Here is a 26,643-nt window from a genome sequence, read left to right on the forward strand (position 1 = left end):
GGTTTTAGTATTGTTAGTTTATTTTAAAACTATTTTTCCAACGGCAATTTTTTGCCTACTGTTATTAAGAATGTAGTAATAGAATCCTCTTTCCAAGGAACTTACATTAATCGAAAAATTGTTGATGTGTAGGTTTGAATACTCTTTGACTATACTCCCCAAGCTATTATACAATTGGAGGTTATAGTTAGTAGATGTATTTACTTCAAAATTCAGCCACTCACTGGCTGGATTAGGATAAACTTTTACTGGATGATTTAAACTCAATAATTCTTCATTTCCCAAACCGACTAACGTATCAATACCTTTAACTAAAATCCCATTTACTCCTAACGAGCTTTGTGAGCCACATATGAGTATGTTTTTCCTTCTGTCAATTATAAAATCTAAAAAAAAGCAATCATGACAAAAAAAACCATAGATATTTCTATTTCCACCAGTTATAAAATTTCCCTTCTTCAGGTAAAGTGAATCGCTATTAACAAAACCTGATTGAGGATAATATAAAATACTGTCACTTTCAAATTTTCCGCCAAAAGGCAAAGGAGTTGTACTAATCCAGTTGCCTTGTAAATCAATTTTTTTTTGTTGAACATAATACAAAGAATTTGAAGTCTTCATTGCACAATTAATTAAAAAAGTAGTATCGTTAGCCAATTGAAAATAGCTTGTTCCATAGACGCTAGAAGTGTCCCGAAAATTTTTTGACCAAATGAGATTGCCCGAAATATTCGTTTTAATAATGGTAGTAAACCCAAAAGAATATAGCGAGGGCATTATTGAATCAGTGTAACCTAAATAGTAATAGCAAGTATCTATTTTGAAAATCTTACTGACTTTAAAAACAGTTTGACTGTTTAGTTTAGGAATTACTTTTGTCCAAATAGTATCTCCCTGCGAATTAAGTTTTAAAAATACATTATCATCATTAGCGGTGCCGGAAATAATGTAGGAAGTATCCTCTTTTTCATATATAGTAGTAAGCCAGTCAGAGAAAGCGAAATCGTATTCCTTTTCCCATTCTAAACTCCCTAAGCTGTCTAGTTTCACTATTAAATTGTCATAGTAGTTCGATATAGGATCCTTTTGTATATTTCCAATGCCAATGAATCCTTTATCCAACGTTTCTTTAATTGAATAAAGTGTATTGGTGCTGTCTAAGCCATCAAACTTATTGTTATGATAGCGCCACTCCTCAATACCATCAATATCCGTTTTGATTATTAAAAAATCACCGCCATTTGATGTTTGGTCAATTCCACAAGTTATATAACCACCATCATGAACGGTATCTAATGATAAAATTGTAAAATCATTGATAGCCCCATAGGACTGAAAAAATGGATTGTATTGGGAATAACATTTTAAACCAATAAACAGAAGAAAGAAAACAACAAAAAGGCGTTTTGTATACATCGTAACAAAAAGGATTTAACAGCAATTGTATACCAAGGATGGTTTATTAAAAAAGATGAAATTAACCATTGTACTAAAGATTAAAATTGAAAAGATAAATTTTCAAAAACGAATTAATAAGCTAAATAAGGACAAAATAAAAAAGATGAAGCAAAAAAGTTTTTGTCGCTACTATTTTAATGTTCGTAGCACGAATTAAGTCATTTATTTTTAATTTACAATATTAAATTGCACAAGTTTCTGAAAATGCTACAGCAGTTATGGTAGGCCCCATGAAAAAAATCTTCCAAAATATCTAATTAATGCAGGCTAATATGGCTTTTATTAGTTCTGGGTAGAGAATTGCATTTTCTCTTGGTTTGCAATTCACTCCACTTTAGCCCAATTCAATAATAAAAATCCCGATTGGTTCAACTTTGGATTCCGGAATCTTTGAATTATTCATTTGATTTAAAAAACTGATAAATCAAAGTGCCTGCTACAAATACGCCTGTCCCAATAAAAGGCCTTTATAATTAAATTCTTTATTGGATTTATTTTCCATGATTCTATTAATTTTTGAAAAATCTGGTTGTTCTTTTTCTGGAAAAGCTTCTGCAAACGGTTTCAATCTAATTTGCTTTGGAACCTCCTTTTTTCTAAATCGATCTATGTCCCTGAATTCCTCCATTATTTTCTTATTCTTCTCATAAAGCGGTTTTTCAAAAATATTGACTTCGGATGCCGGGCTAAATCGGCCTTCTTGATACGCAATGCCATCCACCACCTTTATTATGAAATCGCAGTTGTGCGTTAAAGACTGGTCACCCTTAAAATTACCTGATTTTGTTGCCTGTGTAATGGCCACAAAAGATTTACTAGGGTTTTCATTTTTTAATAGTTCTAAAAACTCGCTCTCAATTCCGGCAACATTAATGCTATCAATAAATACAAAATCAAATGTACTCTTCGAGAGAAAGCTTTTAATTTCATCCTTATCTCTTGTTTCTAGTATTTTCATTTTACTTCCACCGATATCTTTTATTTTTTGTTGAAGGGTTACACTCTCCCCTTCTTCCGCAGCAATGTATAAGACTCTGCCAAAATATTCTTCTAAGTAATCAGCCAAACGAATTGCTAAATTGCTTTTTCCTCCTTTGGGTAATCCCCAAATTACCGCAGAAAAGAACTTTTCAGGCTTGCCGATAAGCTCAAGGAATTTACCCTCAAATTCAAGGCATTGAAATTTCTTTTTTACCAATTCATCACCGGTAAATACTTTACTTGCTTTGGGCTTAATCACCTGTTCTATTTCCTGCTTCTTTTGCTGGGGTTCACTCATGCTTTGGCCTTCAATTGGCGCGTTCGGATTTCGTTCCGAACGCCCTGTGAAACCCAGTTCGGAACCGTTCGGAACGGGGTCAGAAAAACTCATACCCTTTTTCAGCATCATCTCCTTAACATGGTTATAAACTGTGGTTTTCCAATGCCAAGTTGGGTTGCTATTTGCTTAAAACTTTTACCTTCCATGCGTAGTTTGAAGCATAATTCTTTAATGTCCATTTTAAATTTTATTAATTAATTTCAAACAAATATAAACATATTACAATTATGTCATATATTTGCCTATATTTTATTACTCTAATACAGTTAGAAATGAATGAATCAAAATTCAATGTCAATGATATAAAACTCTCCAACAATCTTTACGATTTGAACAAGGAGATTTTCACAAAAGCCTTTACATTAAAAGACTTGGGTATTAGCTCAAGAGTTCTCAAGTATTGGTCTTTAATGGGGATTCTGCGAAGAAAACAGAGCGGTGGATGAGAATCACAAACTCAATTTCACAGAATACATCTGGCTAAAAATCATTGTTGAATTAAGAGCATTTGGCTATCCAATAGAATGTATTAAAAAGGCTAAAGAGATTTTACTAAAAAAGAATCGCTTGCTGAATCTTTAAAGTTACATACAGACGAAGCCCTAATTGAGTTTTTAAGGGGGGATGATAAAAGCAACATCGAATAAGGATATTCCGGTTAGTGCATTTCTTAATAGTCCTAGCTCTTGGCAAAAATACAAAACGGTTAAGCGTTCTCTCCTTGATAATACAATATTGATTCTTCTAGCAAAAAAAGAAAATATTGATTGGGTCTTTTTTAATGAGGGAGGTGCAGTGTATGTTCATGAGGATGCCGCCAAAAATTCGGAGCAAGTAATTACTTATCTAAAAAACAATTCTCACTTGCGAATTCCACTCTTGAATTTAATAATTCAATTTATTGAGGATACAAGTAAATTGGAATATGTAGAAAAATATATGCTATTAAGTCCAAAAGAGATGGAAATTCTAAAGCATATTAGAAAGGGAGATTTTGAGTCTATTACTATTCATTTAAGGAACAACGAGCCTATAAGAATTGATGGTACACGAAAGATTAAAATTCCTAACACAGCTAGAATATCTGAAATTCTTGCTAAGAGATCTTATGAAAAATTGAATTGGTTACACAGGAAGGAACCATTACTTACGCTACTAAAACTGTAAAAACAAAACTGTGAAAACAATCCCTGCTAATGCACTTAAAAAAAGAAGGGTTAAAAGTTCCGCCAGTGCCGGACAAATAATAGTAAAGCTAACTTATTGATTTAATCAAAAGGACAAGCATGTTTATTGGATAACATGCTCTCATTAAATGAATGCAGAAAAATAATTGAAGAATACAATATATCAATCACCGATGAAGAGTTAACAGCTGTTCGAGATTGGCTTTACCATACAGCTGATAATGCCATTGAGATTGTGGAGCAAAGAGAAGCTAGCACTAAACAAAACCTCAAAAACAATTACTCATGAAAAAAAGAGCAATAATCTATACAAGGGTATCGACAGATGAGCAAAACAATGGCTACAGCCCAGCGGACCAGAAAGATAAACTCTATCGGTATTGCGAAAACAATGACCTAGATGTTGTCGGCTTTTATCATGACGATGAAAGTGCTAAAACATTCAACCGCCCCGAGTGGATTAAGATTATGAAGTTCATTAAAATGAATAAGGGTTTTGTGGATTATATTTATTTTTTGAAATGGGACAGGTTCTCCCGCAATGTTGCTGAAGCTTTTATTGAAATTAAGGAATTAAGAAAACTTGGTGTTGAGCCTAGGGCTATTGAACAGCCACTTGATTTTAAAATCCCTGAAAGTAAAATTATGCTCTCAATTTATCTTGCTGCTCCCGAAGTGGATAACGATCGCCGAGCTCTAAATGTGTTTCATGGCATTAGAAGAGGTAAAAAAGAAGGGCGTTGGCTAGGTACATGTATCAAGGGCTATAAGAACGCAAGGGATGAAAATAATAAACCTATAATTATTCCTGAAGGTGGTCAAAAAGAAGAATTGGTAAAGAAAGCCTTTGCCGAATTTGCTACAGGTTTATATAACATTGAACAGTTGCGTGGAAAGCTAAATAAAGAAGGTTTTAAAGCAAATCGAAATTCCTTTTGGATGATGCTTCGCAATAAGGGATATATTGGGAAGGTTTTAGTTCCTGCCTATGAAAATGAAAAGGAAGAATGGGTGCAAGGAAAACATAAGCCCTTAATTGATGAACAAACATTTTATATAGTTCAGGATATCCTCGCTAGGCGAAAAAGAATATCCCCAATAAGTTTAGAACACAAAGAGATGAGTTGCCATTAAGAGGTTTTCTTTTATGTCCACAATGCGGAAAGAGGCTAACTGGCTCAGCATCTACCGGGCGCAAAGGAGATAAATTTTTCTACTACCATTGCTCCAAAGGCTGCAAAGAAAGGCAGGTAGCTGAAATTGCTAATCACGAATTTGAAAACATACTTTCTAAATTTAAATCGAATGAGCTTGCTATTAAATTACAAGGAGCTGTTTTAAAAGATAGATTGCAGAAAAAGAATAACGATGGCAAGGCTGAATTGGAAAGAGTAGGAAAAGAAATTGCGAAACAGAAAGTAAGAATACAAAATGCGAAGGAGTTGATGTTAGATGGTGAATTTTCTGCCACTGATTACAAGAACATGAAATTGGAGATTGAAGAAAAGATTGATTCTTTAACAAGAGAAGAAGCAAATCTCAGGGTAGGAAGCGAAAATCAGACAGCAAAGATTCAACAATGCTTAGAGATACTTGTAAACCTCCATCAATACTACGTTTCAGGAGATACTTCCAAAAAACAGAGTATAATTGGTTCGATATTTCCTGAAAAGCTGATTTTTGAAAATCAAAAGTATCGAACAACAAAAGTGAATTGGGTTGTCGCCATGCTTTGCAGCAATATCAAGGATTTTAAAGACAATAAAAAAGGGAAAGGTTTGTTTTCTAACAACCTTTCCCTTAGAGTGGTCCTGAAGGGAGTCGAACCCCCAACCTCCTGATCCGTAGTCAGGTGCTCTATCCAATTAAGCTACAGAACCATCTTTTTAAATTAAAAACAAACTAAATCGAGATTTAGTTGTTTCCAATTTTGCGGGTGCAAATATAGAATTAAGTATTCAAATAAAAACAGCTTTTTATTTATTCTTTAAATGAACTAACTTTGCACAAACAAAAAAGCATGGCAAATACCCTAAATACCATCGAAGAAGCACTGGCAGACCTCAAAGCAGGTAAAGTTATAATCGTGGTGGATGATGAAGATCGTGAAAATGAAGGCGATTTTGTTGTAGCCGCCGAAAAAGCAACTCCCGAAGTCGTTAATTTTATGGCTACCCACGGTCGTGGACTCATTTGCGCCCCGCTTACTGAAAAGCGCTGCGAAGAACTCGAACTCGAAATGATGGTAAGTCGAAATACATCTAGCCACGAAACTCCTTTTACGGTTTCTATCGATTTGTTGGGGTACGGATGCACCACCGGTATCAGCGCAAGCGATCGCTCTAAAACCATTAAAGCACTTATTAATCCCAATATCAAACCGGTTGAATTTGGGCGCCCCGGGCATATTTTCCCTTTGAAAGCCAAAAACGGCGGGGTACTGCGCAGAGCTGGCCACACCGAAGCTACTGTTGATTTGGCCATGTTAGCCGGATTTGAACCCGCTGGCGCATTGGTTGAAATAATGAACGAAGACGGAACAATGGCAAGACTTCCCGAGCTTTTCGAAATTGCAAAAAAGTTCGATTTGAAAGTAATTTCCATCGAAGATTTAATTGCCTACCGCTTAAAACAAGAAAGCATTATTGAAGAAGAGGTTAAAGTAAAACTTCCAACCCAATTTGGTGATTTCGACCTCATTGCGTTTAAGCAAACTACCACCGGACAAGAGCATTTAGCCTTAGTAAAAGGCGATTGGAAAAAGGATGAGCCCATTTTAGTGCGAGTTCACTCTTCTTGCCTTACCGGCGATATTTTTGGCTCCTGCCGATGCGATTGCGGTCCACAATTGCATAAAGCCATGCAACTTATCGAAAAGGAAGGTAAAGGTGTAATTGTATACATGAATCAAGAAGGCCGAGGTATTGGACTACTAAATAAACTTAAAGCCTATAAATTGCAAGAAGAAGGTTTTGATACGGTGGAAGCAAATATCGAATTAGGCTTTAAAGGCGATGAACGCGATTATGGTGTTGGCGCACAAATCCTGCGCTTTTTAGGCGTAAGTAAAATTCGCCTCATGACAAATAATCCAAAAAAGAGAGCCGGACTTATTGGTTACGGTCTAGAAATAGTAGAAAATATTTCCTTGGAAATAAGCTCTAACCAACACAACAAATCCTATCTCCAAACCAAAAAAGACAAATTAGGACATTCCCTCAAACTAGGAGAATAAAAATCCAAACCATTAAAAAAGCCGCATGAAAATTAATTCCTGCGGCTTTTTTTTCAACATTATTGAATTTTCAATCAAAAAAAAGACCGGCCTATGAGAAATTGGCGTAAAGAAATTTGAATTCATTTTTAAGCGTGGGCCCTGTGCATGCAACCCTCGAGCGAGAAAATAATTTATTGCTTAACCCCAATCATATTCGAGCGCTTGGGTTGCGAAGAAAAAAATGAATTCAAATTTTAGCCAATTTATCATCAGCCTTGATTTTTTGCATACTTTTTTATCAAGAAAAAAGTATGAAAACATTCATGAAAACTCGCAAATAATAATGAGATACAAAAAAACGAAACCCAAAAAAACATCCTTAAAAAAAGAAAAGGACCGGCCTATGAGAAATTGGCGTTAAGAAATTTGAATTCATTTTAAAGCGCGGGCCTGTGTAAGCAACCCTCGAGCGAGTAAATAATTTATTGCTTAACCCCAATCATATTCGAGCGCTTGGGTTGCGAAGAAAAAAATGAATTCAAATTTTAGCCAATTTATCATCAGCCTTGATTTTTTGCATACTTTTTTATCAAGAAAAAAGTATGAAAACATGCATGAAAACTCCCAAATAATAATGAGATACAAAAAAACGAAACCCAAAAAAACATCATTAAAAACCGAAAAGGCCCGGCCTATGAGAAATTGGCGTAAAGAAATTTGAATTCATTTTTACGCGCAGGCCCCGTGTAAGCAGCCCTCGAGCGAGAAAATATGTTTTTACTTAAAACTGAACCACCTCGAGCGCTTGGTTTGCGTTGCAATTAAGGCGAAGCCGAATCACGAATACCTTAAAAAATTAACACAATATGAGTAAAAATTAATTTAAATTTTAGCCAATTGCTCATCAGCCTTGATTTTTTGCTTACCTTTTGATCAAGCAAAAAGTGAGAAAACAACATGATAAAAGCCATCTAAATTGAAATTAAATTAATCCTATCTCCAAACCCAAAAAGATAAAATGGGGGATTCCCTCAAATTACATGAATAAAAATCCAACCCATAAAAAAGCCGCATGAAATTTAATCCATGCGGCTTTTTAATTCTATAACTGGAATACTATTCCGTCAACACAATTTTCTCCATTTTACGCTTTCCATCCACCGTTAATTCATAATAATAAACCCCGGCAGCCATTCCTTTAGCATTAAATAACACCTGATGAATTCCTTCTGCTTCTGTTGTATTCACTAAGGTTTGCACCTTTTCACCAAACACATTAAAGATTTCTAGTGTTACATCTGCTTTTGTTTTAAGTAGGTAAACAATATTCGTCTCAGCAATAAACGGATTAGGGTAACAACGTGTATAAATATCCGCTACTTCCGCTTTTGCTTTTTTCTTAACAACGGCCTTGCCCGATACAAACGACTGACGATCTCCATCCCCATCAGGTGTTTCGCCAAATAACAATACACCATTATCCAACCAATTTACATGTTCCATTTCAATAGTATTACCATTCTCATCCTTCACCTGAATAGCAGCCAAGTTTTGACCGTTATCAATCACAATACTAAAATCATTACTCAAAGGTAAATACATGCTTGGAATAACAATGGTCATTACGTTTGATGCGTTAATTGTAGTTGTATAACTTACGTTGTTACGCATTTTCCAGTATTCTCCATACTCTTTCACGGTCCGGAAAGTAAGCCCATTCGGCAATTGACTCACAAACAAACGTTCCGCCCACAATTTAAAATCACGTGTTGGGTGAATCAATAAATTGGTAGGTGCTCCATTAGCTAAATTCTTTTCCACACAATATAACCAACGACTCACATGTCTAGGATAATTGGCTGAGTCAACCTTATCCGAAACTTGTGCATCCGAAATGGTCATAGGTATTTCCAAAAGATCTGTCACATCGCCTTCAAATACCATATCCTTGTGCGCAAGGTAAGGGAATGCAGTTAAAACATCATTACCACTCATACTTGAACTGTATTTGTAGCCCAAATCTTTCATGGCATTAATTTGTTGGTTGTGCTGATACAAATATCCTGGACGGTACGATTCGATGCTAATACCTAAATCTGTATCCAATAAACTTTTAGAAACCTCTACTTCACCATATACAGAAGCGCCTACGGTAAAGTTTCCATTATAATGAGGCAAGTAATTAGTAACCGTATTTCCCGGAGCACCAATAGCTACAATCGATTCAATATCCATATCCGGGAAATGGCCTACAGAGTGACTAGCAACTTCCATATTTTTCGACAATAAATACTGGCGTTGAGGCGTATATCCGGTCCAAAAATCACCCGCCACGAAATCGTGAATGTAATGCGTAGTAATAAAATAAGTAGCTCGGATATTTAAAGAATCCTCATAATCAGCATTAGCAGGCATTAACAAACAAGAAGTTGCAGCATCGATATCGTGGGTCATCATAATAGTAGCTTTGGTATCACCCGGGCTGGTATGCTTCCACACAGCATTAGGCACATATTGCGCATATAAAGCCTTTATCCAAAATATAAATACATCCGTTGAAGGTTCAAAACCATTCGAAAAAGTACGTTGTGCATTGTAATCTAAATTTAGTTGTGGACGCAAAACCAAATCCTTTAACGACATTCCCAATGCATAAGCATATCCATTGTGATAATGATTTTTAGTAATTGCTACATTTCCATCTTCATAAAAAGCAAGTGGTGTAGCTGTTGTAAGCGAATAACTTCGTGTATCGAAAATCGAAGGATTATTATTTCTTCCTAAACTGATTTTTTGTTCCAGCGTATCGTCAAACCAGCGCAAAGAAGCATCATTGCTACCCATATTCCAACTCATTTGGTAACGTGTTGTGGAACTAAAATATCCATTCACCCCAAATACAAATTTAATGTCATTGTTTTTCATACGTGGTAATATAATTACACCACCATGCTTCACATAATTTGAGATAACACTATCTTCATAGGCTGTAAAAGCAACACTATCTAACCATGAAGTACATAAAATCATAGGATAATTTTGAACCACATCCAAGCTGCTGGAAACAATGTACGGTATACCGGCAACATCCATAATATGTTTTGCACTAAATAAGTTGTTTTGAAAAGTTTCTCCATTTCGAGCGCTAAAATCCAAAATTGCCGCACTTCGCGATTTGGATTGTGTACTTACTACAATTTCATTGGAAGTGGCAGTAATTGGAGAGGTGCATGATTTATTGCTGGTAACCCTACATGTAATTTTATCGCCGCTTACCGCAAAATCTGTAAACATTGTTGATTTTGTTGCGCCTGGTAATGCAATTCCATTTCTAAACCATTGATAAGTTGGTAGCGAACCTCCGTTCAAAACTGTAGCAGAAAAATTCGCTGTGGTTCCTTCAACAACACTATTGGGTCCTGTAATTGTTATTGAAGCAGAAAAGCTTGATACGGTAATTGTTTTAGTTGCTGATGTTGCTGTAGGTGTGGATACACAAGGCAAATTTGAGGTCATCACACAATAAACCTTTGCTTGGTTTGTTAAGTTACTTACAACAAAATCTCCTGTAGTTGTTCCTACACTCACATTGTTTACAAACCACTGGTAACTAGGATTAGATCCTCCATTCACCGGATTGGGTGTAAACGTAACAGGATATCCCACACAAGTAGAAGTACCGCTAGTAGTTAAAGTAACACTTGGAACTAAAGCTGTTCCCGAAAAAGACCTGTTTCCACTAGGATTTGTGCCACTTACAGGTGTTTTCAAACCAGCAACATTTCCTACCACCGTAATCGCACTTGTTGGAATGCTTGCATCAAAAGTATTTCCTGCACAAATAGCCGGAGAAATATCATAAGCTAAGAAAAAATAATACGAATCTAAATCCAAATTGCTAACACCGCCAATATTAAAAGTGATAGTGCCGGCAGGATTTGCAATGCTATCCTTAAGTGTTGCAGTTGCAAAATCATTTACTGTATTAAAATATAATTTAGCTGCAGTTACAGCTGCATTATTCGAATTGTTCATGTTAAACTTAATCTGGCTAACTCCCCATCCACCGATATTATTGGTAGTCCCCCCATCAAACTGACCCCACATAATTTGCTGATTTTTTGCACCCGGATTTAAGGTTCCGGTAACTTGATAAAATCTGCTTTGCAAATACTTGGCGTTGGTGATGCTTACAGTTTGGATGGCTGAAGTTGCAGTTGCTTCCGAAACACACATCAAATCTGATGTCATTACACAATAAACATTCACCGTTGAAGTAATATTAGTAAGTGTAAATGTACCTGATGTTGTTGCCATCATTATCCCATTCACATACCAATCAAAGCTTGGTGAATTTCCGCCATTCACAGCACTTGCAGTAAATACAGCAGCATTACCGGCTGTTACAGTGGTTTTATTACTCGAAATACTTACCGAAGGCACCAACACCGTTGATGAAATAATACGATTACCGGCCGGATTGGCATCAGTAGTTACAGAATAATTTCCTGCAATGTTTCCATTGATGGCGATGCCGTTTGTTGCAACCACCGCATCCAATTCATTTCCGTCGCACACACCATCCGCCGCAATATCATAAGTTAAAAAGAAATAAACAGACCCTAATTCTAAATTGCTAACTCCGGCAACTGAGAAAGTAATTGTTCCGCTTGGATTGGCAATACTGTCCTTAAGGGTAGCACTCGCAAAATCATTACTGGTGTTGTACCACAATTTGGCTGCAGTAACATTTGCGTTATTACTGTTACTCATTATGAACGACAATTGGTTTACACCCCATCCATTGGGAGCGGTAGTAGCAGCACCATCCAATTTTCCATAAATAATTTGTTGATTCACCGCGCCTGGCACCACGCTGCCACTTGCCTGATAAAAAGTACTGGAGCCATATTTGTAACCCTGAACAATTATCGTTTTGATTCCCGAACTTATTGATTGTGGAACTGCACAAACTAAATCAGAGGTCATGATACAATATACGGTTGTTTGGTGCAAAAGATTGCTTAGCTCATAACTGCCAGTGGTGCTGGTGGTATACACTCCGTTCACATACCAAGCATAAGAAGGGTTTGCTCCTCCATTTACCGGATGTGGAGTTAAAATAACTGAACTACCAGGTGTTACATTATTTACATTTTCGGTAATGCTAACCGATGGAACAATAGGACTTGCCACCACAGTGCGGCTTCCAACAGGGTTTGCATCGGTAGTTACCGATTTTGGTCCGGCAATATTTCCGCTAATGTTAATTCCATTCAAGGGAACTGAAGCATCCAAAATATTTCCATTACACGGACCTGATGCTGCAACATCATAAGCTAAAAAGAAATAAACCGATCCCAATCCTAAATTACTAATACCGGCAATCGAAAAATTAATCGTTCCAAAAGGATTGGCAATACTATCTTTTAAAATAGCCGTTGAAAAATCATTTACCGTATTATAATACAATTTAGCTGCAAGCACATCTGTATTGGAACTGTTTGCCATTGCAAATGATAATCCGCTTACTCCCCAACCACCGGTAAATGCTGATGGCGCACCATCTAATTTCCCATACATAATTTGCTGATTTTTTGCGCCGGGAACAACTGTTCCACTTACCTGATAAAAAGTACTAGAACCATATTGATATCCGGCAATTGTAACAGTAACATTTTTTGTGTTAGATGTCAATTGTGCATTTGAACATGCCAAGTTTGAAATCATCTTGCAATACACATTGCTTTGAACTGTAATGTTAGTTAAGGTAAATGCGCCATTGTTGGTAGTTGTAAGTACATTGTTTACATACCAGTTATAAGTTGGATTGCTACCGCCGTTAACCGGTGATGGTGTGAACGTTACCGAACCTCCCGAAACCACCGAATTAGCACTCGCAGCAATACTTACTGAAGCTGGGGTACTTACGGTTGAAACAGTTAAATATCCTGTAGGATTAGATCCGGAGGTAACTGATTTCTGACCGGCAATATTACCAACAATAGTAATTCCATTGCTTGCAACTGAGGCATCTATAATGTTACCACTACAAACACCCGAAAAAGCCATATCATAAGTTAAAAAGAAATAAACCGATCCGGCCCCCAAATTGCTTACTCCTCCAATATTAAATGTGATAACACCGGTAGGGTTAGAAACACTATCTTTTAAAGTGGCCGTAGAAAAATCGTTAACAGTATTGAACCAAAGCTTCGCCTTAGCAATATTGGCATTGTTAAAACTAGTCATGTTAAATTTTAAGGCACTTACTCCCCAGCCTCCTGAATTATTGCTGGTGGCAGCATCAAATTTGCCATATAAAATTTGGTTGTGCTTAGATCCCGGTGCAACAGTACCAAGCACTTGATAAAATGTACTTGCTGAATATTTATAGCCTTGAACACTAATTGTTTTTGTAACCGATGTTGCAGTTGTTGGCGAAACACACAATAAATTGGATGTCATTATACAATAAACCGTTGTTGTCGAGGTAATATTTGTAAGCGTCAAAGCGCCTGAATTAGTAGTAAAAAGTGAGCCGTTCACATACCAGACATAAGATGGCGCCGAACCGCCATTCACCGGTGTTGGGGTTATAGTAGCAGAGCCACCAGATATTACACTGCTGCTGCTCGTTACAACAGTTACAGATGGTGTTAATACGGCTGTAGAAATAACACGATTTCCACTTGGATTTGCGCCGCTTGTTACGGATTTTAATCCTGCAATATTTCCAATTACATTAATGGCGCTTGGTGGTAAAGAAGCATCAAGCGTATTACCGCAAGTAGCTAATGTTGCAACATCATAGGTAAGGAAAAAATAAACGGAAGTCATATCCAAGTTACTTACTCCCGGCACATTAAACGTAATAGTTCCACTCGGATTTGAAATACTATCTTTTAAAATTGCGGTCGAAAAATCATTTACAGTATTATACCAAAGTTTAGCTTTAGTAACATTAGCATTATCGGTATTCACGGTAACAAAACTCAATGAACTAACTCCCCATCCGCCCGAAGCAGTTGAAACAGCTCCATCAAACTTACCATAAAGGATTTGTTGATTTTTTGCGCCCCACAATACATTCCCACTTACTTGATAAAAGGTGCTTGCTCCATACTTATATCCGCCTACCGAAATGGTCTTGGTTGCCGATGTTACTGTTACAGGCGAAACACAAGGCAAGTTGGATGTCATAATGCAATACGCAGTTGTTGTGGCGGTTATATTTGTAATAGTATATGCCCCCGAATTTGTTGCTGTTAACACACCGTTTACATACCAAGCATAAGTAGGATTACTACCGCCATTGGTGGGTGTAGGCGTTAAAGTTACTGAACCGCCCGAAGGCACTGAACTACTGCTAGTGGCAACATTAATAGCCGGTGCAAATGACGCTGTCGCAATGGTTCTATTACCGCTTAAGCTAAGTGAAGTTGCCGTTTTTATTCCGGCAATATTTCCGGTTATGGTTATGGATGAGGCCGGCACTGTAGCATCTAACACATTGTTATTACATCCAGATTCTGCAATATCATACGTTAAAAAGAAATATACCGAAGTAAGTTCTAAATTACTCACTCCCGGAATCGAAAAAACAATGGTACCACTCGGATTTGAAATACTATCCTTAAGTGTAGCTGTCGCAAAATCGTTTACAGTATTGTACCACAATTTTGCCTTTGTAACAGTAGCATCATTGGTATTATTCATACCAAATGCAAGCGAACTTACTCCCCACCCACCGGCAGTGGTAGTGCTTGCTCCATCAAATTTTGCATATATAATTTGTTGATTTTTTGCGCCTAAAGCAACTGTTCCGGTTACCTGATAAAAAGTACTTGCACTGTATTTATAACCTTGCACATTTATGGTCTTTGTTGAAGATGTTGCTGTTAAAGGCGACACACAAGCTAAATTGGATGTCATCACACAATACACAGTAGTCGCAGTGGTAATGGAATTTAGCACAAAATCACCTGAAGTGGTTGCAGTATTAATACCATTTACATACCAAGTATAAATAGGATTTGCTCCACCATTCACCGGTGTTGGTGTTAAAGTAACATTGGTTCCGGGTATCACCAAATTGCTGCTCGGAAGAATGCTAACCGAAGGTACTATAGCTGTTGTTGAAATAGTTCGGTTTCCACTTGGATTACTTCCACTAATCGGTGATTTCAATCCGGCAACGTTTCCAATCACCGTAATTCCGCCACTTGGGATGGTGGCATCTAATACATTTCCATTACAACCTGTGGCTGCAATATCGTAAGTAAGGAAAAAATAAACGGATACCAATTCCAAACTATCAACATCCGCTATATTAAATGCAATAGTTCCACTTGGATTTGAAATACTGTCTTTAAGGGTGGCTGTTGCAAAATCATTAACCGTATTGTACCATATTTTTGCTTTTAGCACATTCGCATTATCCGAATTGGCCATGGTAAAAGATAGGGAACTAATTCCCCATCCACCCACAAAGGTGGTGGTTGTTCCATCAATTTGCCCCCAAAGAATTTGTTGATTTGTGGAGCCTAGGTTTACTGTTCCGGTATTCTGAAAGAATCTTGCTTGCGAATATTTAAATCCGGCTTGTGACTCTATTGCGAACGCAAAAAGAAAGAAAAAGGCAATTTTAATGATTCGAATAGGTGTTTGTTTTTGGTGGTAATCTTGGGTTTTTGTCATTTTTTTAAATGAAGTAATTAATCTTAGGGTTAATTTTAACATAATTGATTGATATACAAGGTTACAAAGGTACGAAATTTCAGCTTACGCAGATGTTAAATTTTGCCGTTATAAATCTAATTTTAATCGATAAAATTTAATTTTTGCGACATTAAGTTCATTAAATAAAATTTTCTGTTCATGGTTTAAACGCAAGAAGAATAAAAAAGGTTGCCTGATTTACTAACAATTTTAAAATAGCTAAAATCCTTTACATTTGCGCCTTCTAAAAGCGTTAAAAAAATTATTAACATGAAAAAAAATATAACACTCATCGGTTCGGGTTTGGTGGGTTCGCTCCTATCCATTTTTTTATCTCGCAGAGGACATAAAGTCGCAGTTTACGAGCGTCGATCAGACATGCGCAAAGAAGCAATAAGTGCAGGCAAATCAATTAATCTCGCCTTAAGCGACCGGGGTTGGAAAGCGCTCGATTTAGTTGGCATTGGTGATGAAATTCGAAAAATTGCTATCCCCATGTATGGTAGATTTATTCACAATTTGGATGGCACATCCGGATATCAAGCTTATGGTAAAGAACAACAGGCAATTTATTCCGTTTCTCGAGGTGGTATTAACTGCAAACTAATGGATTTAGCAGAAGCCGAAAAAAATGTTAGCCTGCATTTTAACCAACGCTGCGAAAAAGTGGATCTAAAAACAAGTCAGGCGGTTTTTGAACACAACGAAACTAAACTTCAAACGGCGATTCAATCTGATATTACCATTAGTAGCGATGGTGCTTTCTCAGCCGGTCGTTTATCCATGCAATTGAGCACCGACCGTTTTAATTACAATCAATATTACATCGATTGTGGTTACAAAGAATTAACTATTCCCGCAGCAAAGGACGGCAGTTTTCAACTCGAAAAAAATGCTTTGCACATTTGGCCAAGAGGCAAATTCATGATGATTGCATTACCAAATTTTGATGGCAGTTTTACGTGTACCTTGTTTTTTCCTTTTGAAGGTGAACAATCCTTTGGGGCTATTAAAACAAAAGAGGATGTATTGCCATTCTTCCAAAAATACTTTAGCGATGCAGTTCCTTTAATGCCCACTTTGGTGGAAGATTACATGAACAATCCTACAGCTTCTTTGGTTACTGTAAAATGTTTTCCATGGACAGTGGATGATAAATTTGCCTTAATTGGCGATGCAGCGCATGCCATAGTTCCCTTCTTTGGACAAGGCATGAATTGCGGATTCGAAGACTGTACGGTGCTAAATCAATTATTAGATACCCACAACGAAGATTGGGCTACCGTTCTAAAAGAATTTGAAAAAAGCCGTAAACCCGATTCGGATGCCATTGCGGATTTGGCCATTGGAAATTTTGTGGAAATGCGCGATTTGGTTGGACAAGCCAAGTTTTTATTACAAAAGAAAATCGAAGTGAAATTCAGTCAAAAATATCCTGAAAAGTGGATACCGGCGTATTCAATGGTTACGTTTAGCCCCGAAATTCGCTATTCTGAAGCATTACGCAACGGTAAGCGGCAACAAGAAATTATGGACAAGGTAATGGCATTGCCGCAAATCGAAAGCAAGTGGGATAGCAGCGAAGTGGAAGCCTTAATTTTAAGTCATTTATGATTCCATTTTCAAAAGCAAATTTACCTTACTATTCAAAACTTTTTCTCACCATCATTTATTTAGTTGGCGTGGTAGGAATGGTGGTGGCTCCTACCCTATTTGCCACACTCACACCAATTAACTTAATAATGGCAGCCGCATTTTTGTTTTATTTTCATGAAGATAAAAACAAAGATTTTTACCGTTTTTTCCTTTTTGTTTTTTCAGCAGGATTTGCGATTGAACTTTTAGGTGTTGAAACCGGAAAACTATTTGGTTCCTATCATTATGGTGAAGCCTTAGGCTTTAAAATAAAAGGAACACCACCCATTATTGGCTTAAACTGGGTAGTACTGAGCTATTGCAGCGGTATGATTGCGCAACGTTGGGCAAAACCAATCTTTACAAAAGCCTTAATTGGTGCCAGCCTTATGGTGCTGTTCGATTTTTTTATTGAACTCTATGCTGCAAAAGCTGATTTCTGGTATTGGCAAAATGATTCTATCCCTTTGCAGAACTTTTTTGCCTGGTTTGTGTTCTCTTTCTTTTTTAACCTGCTTTTTTGTAACTTTAAGTTTGATAAACATAATCCGCTTGCATATTTTCTGTATCTAATTCAATTATTATTTTTTATTGTTTTAAATTTGCATCGGATTCTAATTCAATAGCTTTTTCTTCATGAATATTTTGCTCAATATTTTAATTGTTACAATAACTTTTTTCTTCATGGAATTTGTGGCGTGGTTTACACACAAATATGTGATGCACGGATTCATGTGGTTTTTACACCGCGACCACCACGAACCTCACGATAGCTTTTTAGAAAAAAACGATTGGTTTGCTTTCATGTTTGCAATTCCTTCCGCACTGCTATGGTACCTAGGTGTAGCGCACGATAACGATTTAATGTTTTACATCGGTATCGGCATCGCCATTTATGGTGTTGCTTATTTTTTAGTGCACGATGTAATTGTTCACCAACGCGTTAAAATATTACGTAACTGGAATAATCCTTACGTTCGTGCCATAAGAAGAGCGCATAAGATTCACCATAAAAAATTAGCAAAAGAGGGTGCTGAATCTTTTGGTTTTGTGATTGTCCCAAAAAAATACTGGGAGAAAAAAACCAGCTCATTGTTATAATTAAACAATTCCGAGATTGACCCCCATCTACCTTTACCTCGATATTCTGGTCATTCTTTTTCCTTTTGTTCTGAGTTTTGATAAAAAAGTAGCGTTCTACAAAAAGTGGAAATACTTATTCCCTGCTATTCTTTTAGTCGGAACTTTTTTTGTGCTGTGGGATATGGCATTTACCCATTTAAAAGTATGGAGTTTCAACCCTCAATACTTAATAGGCATTACACTTGTAAATCTGCCTATCGAAGAAGTGCTGTTTTTTTTAGTGGTACCTTTCAGTTGTATTTTTGTGTATGAAGTGTTGATTGCCTACTTCAAAACAGATTTCCTAAAACCCTACTCCTTAGCCCTTAATCTTATCTTTTTAATTTTCTTTATCGCTTTCGGACTCTATTTTAATCAAAAAATTTACACCCTTTTTCAATGTCTTTTATTGGTGATGATGTTAATCTTGCATAAACGCTATTTGAAAGCTCCCTACTTAGGTAGATTTTATGCTACCTTTTTTATTTGCTTGATTCCATTTCTTATTATGAATGGCTACCTCACTTCACTCCCAATTGTTATTTATAACGATGCTTTTAATTCGGGAATCCGAATTGGTACAATTCCTTTGGAAGACAGCTTCTATTGCCTGTTGCTTTTATTGATGAATATTACAGCCTATGAATTTCTGAAAAAGAAATATTAAAGCGAATAGCTTTTCACTTTATGCATAAGGCTAATTTCCTTAGGTCCTTAGCCAATTTGTCGCTAAATTTATTTCAATTCTTTAAGCGAAAAAAAGTGTTATTATTCCCTACCTTTGCACGGTGATAGAAACCGAAAAAACAACCCTTACTGTAGAGGGTATGACCTGTAGTAATTGCGCAGCAACAGTTACAAAAGCCTTGCAAAAAAAGGGCTTGCGCGATGTTACGGTTAGTTTTATTGATAAGGAAGTTAGTTTTCTTTTGGATGAAGCAAACACCATAAGCGATATTTCCTCCAGCATTCATAAATTAGGATATAAGGTTGTTACCCCCAAGCAACAGCTGCTTAATGTGAAAGGATTAAGCTTATTAGAAAAGAAATTTTATTTTTCACTCCTGCTAACCTTGCCCTTATTTTTTTCGATGTGGCTTCCATTTCATTGGTTGCACGCTCCCATTACACAATTATTACTCTGTATACCAGTGTTTTTTGTTGGCTTATGGCATTTTGGAAAAAGTGCATGGGGTTCTGTAAAAATGGGTGTTCCAAATATGGATGTGCTCATATTAATTGGTTCTTCCGCTGCGTTTATTTATTCTTTAATGGGGATGATTGTTTACTCCGGTACCCCCGAAATCCATACCTATTTGTTTTTCGAAACCACCGCCACCATTATTACGCTGGTGCTTTTAGGAAATTTAATTGAAGATAAATCAGTTAGTCAAACCGGTTCGGCGGTGCGCGAACTGGCAGCTATGAAAGCAAGCAAAGCACTATTGGTGAGCATGCATGAAGGGCACGAACACCTCAGTGAAGTGGATAGCTCCACACTGCTGAAATTTGACCTCATACATGTAAATACCGGCGATAAAGTTCCAGTAGACGGTATGATAATTTCGGGCAATGCTGCGTTAGATGAGTCGCTCTTAACCGGCGAAAGTATGCCTATAGAGAAAGGTCCGGGAGCGCAAGTTATCGGTGGCACAATTGTCGTGAACGGTCAACTCAGAATTCGAGCTACCAAAGTAGGCAGCGAAACTGTTTTAGCAGGCATTATCGAATTGGTAAAAAAAGCGCAAAACGAAAAACCTGCCATTCAAAAACTAGGTGATAAAGTAAGCGCAATTTTTGTTCCGGTGGTATTGGGAATTTCACTCCTCACTTTTTTACTTTCCTATTTCGGATTTGAAATAACGATGCAAACAGCACTTATGCACAGCATTGCAGTACTTGTAATTTCCTGCCCTTGTGCTATGGGATTAGCTACGCCTACAGCTGTTATGGCCGGAATTGGCAGAGCCGCTAAAAATCGCATTCTCATTCGCGGTGGAAATACACTCGAACAATTTGCTCAAATTAAAACAATTGTATTCGACAAAACAGGCACCCTTACAACCGGCAATTTTATTCTAAATGATTTGATTAAACTGGCCGATGTAGATGAAAGCACCCTTCGAAACCTCATTTTTTCATTAGAGCTAAATTCATCGCATCCCATTGCTAAATCTTTAGTAAATCAATTAAAAGGCAAAGCTCAAAAAATTGAGCTGCATTCCATCCAAGAAGAAAAAGGTCTAGGCATCAGTGCAAGCGACACATCCGGTAATTCCTATTTTATCGGTCACAACCGAAATAATCACATTAGCTCGAATCATAACTCCTCCTTAATTCTCACAAAAAATAATCAATTAATTGCTAGCCTAAACATAAAAGATGAAGTTAAAATTTCAGCACGCGAATGCATTTCTACACTCAAAAAATTAGGAATTAAAACCATTTTGTTAAGTGGTGATGCGGATGCAAAATGTAAAGACTTGGCGCTACAGGTAGGAATTGATGAGGTATATAGCGAACAAAGTCCGGCACAAAAATTAGTTTGTATCGAAAAATTAAAAGCTAGCGGTGCAGTTGCGATGGTGGGTGATGGAGTGAATGACGCTCCTGCTTTAAGTAAAGCCGATGTGGGCATTTCGCTCAGCAATGCTACCGGCGTGGCTATCGAATCTTCACAAATTATTTTATTAAATGGAAATAATTTAAACGATATTGCACTCGCATTTCAACTCAGCAAAACAACGCTTAAAACAATAAAACAAAATTTATTTTGGGCATTTTTTTACAATACAATAGCCATTCCAATTGCAGCATTGGGCTTCCTAAATCCTATGTTAGCAGCACTTTCTATGGCATTTTCAGATGTAATTGTTATCGGAAATTCAATCTGGTTAAAAACTAAAAAACTGAATTAATCCGGTGCCTGTACACAATTACTACAAAATACTTTTTTTACCAAAATGGTATCCCAATAGAAAGGATAAACATAACGGTATTTTTATTGAACGCCATGCTAAAGCAATTGCAAAACACTGCAAAACCGCTGTACTTTATATCGGCTCCGACCCCAACTTAAAAACAAAATTCGACACCGAAATTGTTCAGGAAGATAAGTTAAAAGTAGTGCGTGTGTATTACCGAAATTCGGATGCAGGCAATTCTTTTTTTGGAAAAGCAATTAAACTCATTCGCTATTTCAGAGCCGCTTACATTGGATTAAAAATTATTAAAAAGGAATTTGGAAAACCTAATTTAATTCATGTAAACGTGCTCACCCGCCCCGGTATTGTTGCGCTTGCATTGAACAAATTAAATCAAATACCTTATATTGTCACAGAGCACTGGAGCGGATACATGCCTGCCGACGGCACTTACAAAGGATTCCTCAAAAAATGGGCTACTCAATTGGTAGTAAAAAATGCCCAAACTGTAACTACCGTTTCCGATGCATTAGCCCAAGCCATGCAGGCTCAACACTTAAACGCCAAGTATGTTACAATTCCAAATTGTGTTACAAGTGATATGCTTCCTGCAAAGAGAATTAATTCCGGTATAAATGCTATTATGGTTGGAAACCTGGAAGACCGTGAAAAAAATATAAGTGCAGTAATTCGAGCCATAGCTGAGTTAAAGAATAGTTTACCGGAATTAACACTCACACTTGTAGGGGAAGGTGTGGATAAAGCACAATTGATAGCACTGAGCTCAAGCTTAAAGTTAGATGATCGCATTACTTTTACAGGTTCACTGCCACATGAAAATGTACTTGAACACATTTCGGCTGCTTCCTTTTTGATTTTAAACAGCCATTTCGAAACCTTCTCTGTAGTGGCTGCAGAGGCATTGATTTGCGGAACACCGGTGTTGAGCACTAAATGTGGCGGTCCCGAAGAATTTATTGATGCTACCCGAGGTAAATTAATTTCATTAAATAATACCTCAGCGTTATTGGATGGAATAAAATGGATGTGTGCTCACTTTTCCTCATTCGATCATCTAAAATTAAAAGCATTTGCAGAAACACGATTTAGTGAAGAAAGTATTGCTGCCCAATTTATTCAAATTTACAATCCACTCATCAATACTTGGGAAGCAGGCAATACGCGTGAAGAAATTCGTATTCCATACACTTGGAATGTACTTGATGTGGGAAGTGGTGACCATCCAAACGACCGTGCCAATGTGTTGCTGGAGCGCGAAATTGAAGCAACCGAGCACCGTTCAGGAGCTGTTGCTGTAATCCCTGAAGGAAAAAAATTAGTCTTAGGTGATGCCACAGATATGCCATTTGCCAATAAGGAGTTCGATTACGTGATAGCATCACACATTGCCGAACACATTGATGAGCCGGAAAAATTTTGTAGCGAATTGCAAAGAGTTGCCAAACGTGGTTATTTGGAAACACCGGATGCTTTTTCAGAATTTATTTTTAATGAGCCCTTTCACAAATGGGTAGTAAGCAATAAAAATGGGGTCTTAACTTTTACTGAAAAAACTAAGCACCAGGTTTTCTCGGAGCGCTTTTACCGTTTTTATTATTTAAATGAAAAAAGAACGAATCACGAAGCATATTATTCCAACAATATTTTTGTAGGTACTTTCGTTAACCTAATTCGAAAAAGTTGGAAACACCTGCCGCGAACTTATACCCGATTTCATTGGGAAAATAATTTTAAATACAGGGTGATACGAAAATCACAACATGATTAAAAGTATTGTCAATACAGTAGGTACAAAGTTTATTTCGGCACTCTTCAGCTTTTTGGTTATCCTAATTACGTCTAATTTTTTAGGTACCGAAGGGCGGGGCGAAATCAGTTTATTAATCGCTTCTATTACTATTATTTTACTCTTCTCGAATTTTGTTGGAGGCAATACTTTGGTGTACCTAAGTCCACGCAAACCCATGGGTGAACTGTTACTCGTTTCTTATTTATGGAGCTTATTTAGCTCCGGCCTCTCTTTTTTAGTGCTTTATTTATTGCATACTTTCTCCACTGAAACTACCATTCACATTGCGCTTTTATCTTTTCTTTTTTCGATAAGTGCCATTCATATTTCTTTGCTTTTTGGAAAGGAAAAAATCGAAATTGCCAATAAAATAAGCTTATTTCAGGTCATTCTTCACTTTTTTATCTTGAGTTTTGTTTTTATTTTTTCGGATGAAAAATCAGTTCGCACATTTATTTACTCCTTATACATTACCTATTCGTTGGCGGTACTTGGAAGTGCATACTATTTGAAATCCTTTTTCAAAAACACTTTTAGCCTTCATGTTTTTGAAACCTTAAAAGCAGCTTTTGCAATTGGTGCGCTTGCTCAATTGGCAAATATTTTTCAATTTTTAAATTATCGCCTCGATCTTTATTTATTAAACAAATACGACAGCATTTCCAATTTAGGAATTTATAGTACTTCCGTTTCAATTGCCGAAGCAGTGTTGCTATTTGGTGGGAGTTTTGCGCTAGTACAATTTTCAAAAATTTCGAATACCGAAAGTGAACAAGAGTCGCGCTTGCTAACTATTAAACTTACTCGATTCAGCACCCTACTAACCTTGTTAGCCTATCTCCCACTCCTTATTTTTCCGGATGAATTTTACAGTTTTTTATTGGGAAAAGATTTTGTAAATGTCCGCAAAGTGCTGATTGCGCTTGCTCCCGGCATATTGCTTTTGGGTTCAAGCATCACGCTAAGTCATTATTTTGCAGGTACTGGTAAATACCAAATTAATGCACTTGCTTCTTTTGTTGGATTATTAATTACTTTACTGTTGGGACTATTTTTTATTCCAACTTATGGATTTATGGCTGCAGCTTGGATTTCGAGTGTTTCTTATGCGGCCAGTACAGTGGTTTTAATGCTTTCATTTAAACACAAATCAGGTGTGAAAATAAGGGACTTAATCCCAACTTTATCTGATTTGAAATTTTTACAAAAATCCATTTTTAATGTGCGGAATAGCGGGAATAGTTAATTTAACTTCCAATTCGGTTCAACTGCCCAAATTAATTCAAACTATGACCGGCAGCATAAGGCATAGAGGTCCTGATGGGGAAGGATTTTTACTGGTGCAAAAAAATGCTTGTTTAACTGCTTATGGAATAGATACCCCTTCTAGCATAATAAATTCGCGATATACCTACTCCCCTTCTCAAAATTTAGCTAGCCTTGAAGGCGAATACGATCTTGCATTGGGTCACCGAAGGCTCTCCATTATTGATTTATCCGACGCCGGGCATCAGCCGATGTGCGATGCACAAAAAAAATTATGGATTACTTATAACGGAGAAATCTACAATTACATTGAACTCCGTGAAGAACTAAAATCAAAAGGGTATAACTTCCAAACAGCAACAGATACCGAAGTTATTTTGGCTGCTTATCAAGAATGGGGAACAGCATGTGTGAATAAATTCAACGGAATGTGGGCTTTTGTGATTTATGATGAAGAACAAAAAAAACTTTTCGGAAGCCGCGACCGATTTGGAGTGAAGCCATTTTACTTTGTACACACTGATATGTTTTTTGCTTTTGCATCAGAACAAAAAGCTTTATTAAAAGCTAAATTGATTCAGCCCAAGCTTAATTCTGAAGCGGTATTCGATTACTTTGTGTTTAGCAAAATTGAGAACGAAGAAGAAGGAATGTTTAAAGGCATTTTTGAATTGCAACAAGCTTGCAATTTTGAATTCTCATTGCAAGAAAAAAAACTCACCAAATGGAAGTATTATACACTTCCATTAATTGCAACTTTCGAAAAATTCGATGCATCTAAATTTCAACAATTGGTGAATGAAACAAGGGAAGCAATTATCCAATCCATTCGTTTGCGCTTGCGCTCAGATGTTGCCGTAGGCTCCTGTTTGAGTGGAGGAATCGATAGCTCCAGTATCGTAAGTATTATGAATTCACTTTTAAATGGGGAGCATCCGAAAATAAATGTGTTTACGGCCAGTTTTGAAGATGCAAAAATTGACGAAGGAAAATGGGCTGCCCAAATAGTAGCACAAACCAATTCGAAGTGGAGTCGCACGTATCCTAACGCCGATGAATTAAAACTGGATTTAGAAAATTTAATGTATAGTCAAGATGTGCCCATTTGGAGTACTAGTACCTATGCGCAGTATCGTGTAATGCAATTGGCAAAGGAAAATGGAGTAAAAGTAATTTTGGATGGACAAGGTGGTGACGAATTGTGGGCAGGATATCCACATCATCAAGCTATTTATTTAAGAGAACTACTCGCAGCAGGTGAATTGAAAGCTGCAAAATCACTTTTAAAAACAGCCGGAAATTTTCCTTCCAATGCAATTTGGTATGGAAAGCAATATTTTAAACACAGCGGATTGGCGTCTTTCCCAAAAAAATAATTCCTACGCTTTATAAAAAATATTTTTCCCATTTGAATTATTTGAATCCTGATTTTTATGAATTGCATAAACACCGCTTCGAAAAGCATTTTGACTCAGCCCCAAAAACTGTAAATGAAATCTTGCATAAAGAAACCACTTCAACTTTGCTAAAAGGATATTTAAAATGTGAGGATCGTTGCTCCATGTGGCATTCGGTTGAATCACGCACTCCTTTTGCCGACGATACCAATCTGGTAGAGTTGGCATTTAGAACACCTTCCAGCTACAAAATTCGAAATAATCAAAGCAAATACATCCTGCGAAAAGCAATGGAAGGAATTGTACCGGAAGCAATATTAAATCGACAAGACAAAATGGGATATAGCACTCCCAACAACAAGTGGATCGCCGGAATCAAAGACAGTGTAAAAAATGATTTTGATGCTTCTTTAGGAGAAATTTTGGACATTCCCAAAATTCAAAATGAATACGCCAACATGTTTGGTTCGGAAGATGGCAATGACAATGGACAAACATTTAAGTTTATCAGCTTTGCGGTATGGCACAAAATTTTCAAATTGTAAATCAATCCATTCATCGATTATCTGCGATTTAGCTCTAATA

General features: G+C 36.9%; 18 protein-coding genes and 1 tRNA gene. 15 read left to right on the top strand and 4 right to left on the bottom strand.

The genetic code is table 11. The features are described 5' to 3' along the window. Positions 1–18: 18 nt before the first annotated feature. Positions 19–1,416: a T9SS type A sorting domain-containing protein gene (locus tag IPP32_14600; protein MBL0049313.1), complete on the bottom strand. Its 1,398-nt coding sequence runs from the start codon at positions 1,414–1,416 to the stop codon at positions 19–21. Positions 1,417–1,894: 478 nt separating this feature from the next. Beyond that, positions 1,895–2,830, bottom strand: coding sequence for a hypothetical protein (locus tag IPP32_14605; GenBank protein ID MBL0049314.1), 936 nt, complete (start codon positions 2,828–2,830; stop codon positions 1,895–1,897). Between the two features lie 221 nt (positions 2,831–3,051). Between IPP32_14605 and IPP32_14610 the strand changes: the two genes are divergently transcribed. The 5 genes from IPP32_14610 (at position 3,052) to IPP32_14630 (ending at position 5,807) form a co-directional block, all read left to right on the top strand. Next, positions 3,052–3,225 carry a hypothetical protein gene (locus IPP32_14610; protein MBL0049315.1) on the top strand — a complete coding sequence of 58 codons (174 nt, stop codon included), beginning with the start codon at positions 3,052–3,054 and terminating at the stop codon, positions 3,223–3,225. A gap of 178 nt (positions 3,226–3,403) precedes the next feature. Next, entirely contained in the window at positions 3,404–3,946 is a 543-nt protein-coding gene (locus IPP32_14615; protein MBL0049316.1) for a hypothetical protein, read from the top strand. Between the two features lie 135 nt (positions 3,947–4,081). After that, positions 4,082–4,255: a hypothetical protein gene (locus IPP32_14620; GenBank protein ID MBL0049317.1), complete on the top strand. Its 174-nt coding sequence runs from the start codon at positions 4,082–4,084 to the stop codon at positions 4,253–4,255. Beyond that, positions 4,252–5,100: a recombinase family protein gene (locus IPP32_14625; protein ID MBL0049318.1), complete on the top strand. Its 849-nt coding sequence runs from the start codon at positions 4,252–4,254 to the stop codon at positions 5,098–5,100. Before IPP32_14620 ends, IPP32_14625 begins: the two co-directional genes overlap by 4 nt. Continuing rightward, positions 5,091–5,807 carry a recombinase zinc beta ribbon domain-containing protein gene (locus IPP32_14630; GenBank protein ID MBL0049319.1) on the top strand — a complete coding sequence of 239 codons (717 nt, stop codon included), beginning with the start codon at positions 5,091–5,093 and terminating at the stop codon, positions 5,805–5,807. Before IPP32_14625 ends, IPP32_14630 begins: the two co-directional genes overlap by 10 nt. Here the strand turns inward: IPP32_14630 and IPP32_14635 are convergent. Further along, a tRNA-Arg gene (locus tag IPP32_14635) sits at positions 5,773–5,846 on the bottom strand. The genes IPP32_14630 and IPP32_14635 overlap by 35 nt on opposite strands. 140 nt (positions 5,847–5,986) lie before the next feature. Between IPP32_14635 and IPP32_14640 the strand changes: the two genes are divergently transcribed. After that, entirely contained in the window at positions 5,987–7,201 is a 1,215-nt protein-coding gene (locus tag IPP32_14640) for a bifunctional 3,4-dihydroxy-2-butanone-4-phosphate synthase/GTP cyclohydrolase II (GenBank protein MBL0049320.1), read from the top strand. 1,098 nt (positions 7,202–8,299) lie between these two features. On the opposite strand, the gene IPP32_14645 is transcribed toward IPP32_14640, so the two are convergent. Further along, complete coding sequence (locus tag IPP32_14645; protein MBL0049321.1) at positions 8,300–15,883, bottom strand: T9SS type A sorting domain-containing protein; 7,584 nt, start codon at positions 15,881–15,883, stop codon at positions 8,300–8,302. Positions 15,884–16,174: 291 nt separating this feature from the next. Between IPP32_14645 and IPP32_14650 the strand changes: the two genes are divergently transcribed. The 9 genes from IPP32_14650 to IPP32_14690 all read left to right on the top strand — a co-directional run bounded on the left by IPP32_14650 (position 16,175) and on the right by IPP32_14690 (position 26,603). Continuing rightward, on the top strand, positions 16,175–17,518 hold the full coding sequence (locus tag IPP32_14650) for an FAD-dependent monooxygenase (GenBank protein MBL0049322.1): 1,344 nt from the start codon (positions 16,175–16,177) through the stop codon (positions 17,516–17,518). Then, positions 17,515–18,165 carry a carotenoid biosynthesis protein gene (locus IPP32_14655; protein MBL0049323.1) on the top strand — a complete coding sequence of 217 codons (651 nt, stop codon included), beginning with the start codon at positions 17,515–17,517 and terminating at the stop codon, positions 18,163–18,165. The genes IPP32_14650 and IPP32_14655 overlap by 4 nt, the downstream gene beginning before the upstream one ends. A 10-nt stretch (positions 18,166–18,175) precedes the next feature. Next, positions 18,176–18,640 carry a sterol desaturase family protein gene (locus tag IPP32_14660; GenBank protein MBL0049324.1) on the top strand — a complete coding sequence of 155 codons (465 nt, stop codon included), beginning with the start codon at positions 18,176–18,178 and terminating at the stop codon, positions 18,638–18,640. Between the two features lie 16 nt (positions 18,641–18,656). Next, on the top strand, positions 18,657–19,328 hold the full coding sequence (locus tag IPP32_14665; GenBank protein MBL0049325.1) for a lycopene cyclase domain-containing protein: 672 nt from the start codon (positions 18,657–18,659) through the stop codon (positions 19,326–19,328). A gap of 160 nt (positions 19,329–19,488) precedes the next feature. Further along, complete coding sequence (gene cadA / locus IPP32_14670; GenBank protein ID MBL0049326.1) at positions 19,489–21,579, top strand: cadmium-translocating P-type ATPase; 2,091 nt, start codon at positions 19,489–19,491, stop codon at positions 21,577–21,579. Between the two features lie 4 nt (positions 21,580–21,583). After that, positions 21,584–23,374 (top strand): glycosyltransferase, encoded by a 1,791-nt coding sequence (locus IPP32_14675; GenBank protein ID MBL0049327.1) that lies wholly within the window; start codon positions 21,584–21,586, stop codon positions 23,372–23,374. Further along, positions 23,367–24,641: a polysaccharide biosynthesis C-terminal domain-containing protein gene (locus IPP32_14680; GenBank protein MBL0049328.1), complete on the top strand. Its 1,275-nt coding sequence runs from the start codon at positions 23,367–23,369 to the stop codon at positions 24,639–24,641. Before IPP32_14675 ends, IPP32_14680 begins: the two co-directional genes overlap by 8 nt. Beyond that, positions 24,616–26,037, top strand: a complete 1,422-nt coding sequence (asnB, locus tag IPP32_14685) for an asparagine synthase (glutamine-hydrolyzing) (GenBank protein MBL0049329.1) — start codon at positions 24,616–24,618, stop codon at positions 26,035–26,037. The genes IPP32_14680 and asnB overlap by 26 nt, the downstream gene beginning before the upstream one ends. Positions 26,038–26,069: 32 nt before the next feature. After that, a complete protein-coding gene (locus tag IPP32_14690; protein MBL0049330.1) occupies positions 26,070–26,603 on the top strand; it encodes a hypothetical protein in 534 nt (177 codons plus the stop codon). Positions 26,604–26,643: the final 40 nt, after the last annotated feature.

The sequence above is a fragment of the Bacteroidota bacterium genome (assembly GCA_016721765.1).
GTDB lineage: Bacteria > Bacteroidota > Bacteroidia > UBA4408 > UBA4408 > UBA4408.

Excerpts from the sequence above, each read along its gene's own strand:
- IPP32_14600 (MBL0049313.1), bottom strand. The coding sequence starts at position 1,416 with ATGTATACAAAACGCCTTTTTGTTGTTTTCTTTCTTCTGTTTATTGGT.
- IPP32_14605 (MBL0049314.1), bottom strand. The coding sequence starts at position 2,830 with ATGAGTTTTTCTGACCCCGTTCCGAACGGTTCCGAACTGGGTTTCACA.
- IPP32_14610 (MBL0049315.1), top strand. The coding sequence starts at position 3,052 with ATGAATGAATCAAAATTCAATGTCAATGATATAAAACTCTCCAACAAT.
- IPP32_14615 (MBL0049316.1), top strand. The coding sequence starts at position 3,404 with ATGATAAAAGCAACATCGAATAAGGATATTCCGGTTAGTGCATTTCTT.
- IPP32_14620 (MBL0049317.1), top strand. The coding sequence starts at position 4,082 with ATGCTCTCATTAAATGAATGCAGAAAAATAATTGAAGAATACAATATA.
- IPP32_14625 (MBL0049318.1), top strand. The coding sequence starts at position 4,252 with ATGAAAAAAAGAGCAATAATCTATACAAGGGTATCGACAGATGAGCAA.
- IPP32_14640 (MBL0049320.1), top strand. The coding sequence starts at position 5,987 with ATGGCAAATACCCTAAATACCATCGAAGAAGCACTGGCAGACCTCAAA.
- IPP32_14645 (MBL0049321.1), bottom strand. The coding sequence starts at position 15,883 with ATGACAAAAACCCAAGATTACCACCAAAAACAAACACCTATTCGAATC.
- IPP32_14650 (MBL0049322.1), top strand. The coding sequence starts at position 16,175 with ATGAAAAAAAATATAACACTCATCGGTTCGGGTTTGGTGGGTTCGCTC.
- IPP32_14655 (MBL0049323.1), top strand. The coding sequence starts at position 17,515 with ATGATTCCATTTTCAAAAGCAAATTTACCTTACTATTCAAAACTTTTT.
- IPP32_14660 (MBL0049324.1), top strand. The coding sequence starts at position 18,176 with ATGAATATTTTGCTCAATATTTTAATTGTTACAATAACTTTTTTCTTC.
- cadA (MBL0049326.1), top strand. The coding sequence starts at position 19,489 with ATGACCTGTAGTAATTGCGCAGCAACAGTTACAAAAGCCTTGCAAAAA.
- IPP32_14680 (MBL0049328.1), top strand. The coding sequence starts at position 23,367 with ATGATTAAAAGTATTGTCAATACAGTAGGTACAAAGTTTATTTCGGCA.
- asnB (MBL0049329.1), top strand. The coding sequence starts at position 24,616 with ATGTGCGGAATAGCGGGAATAGTTAATTTAACTTCCAATTCGGTTCAA.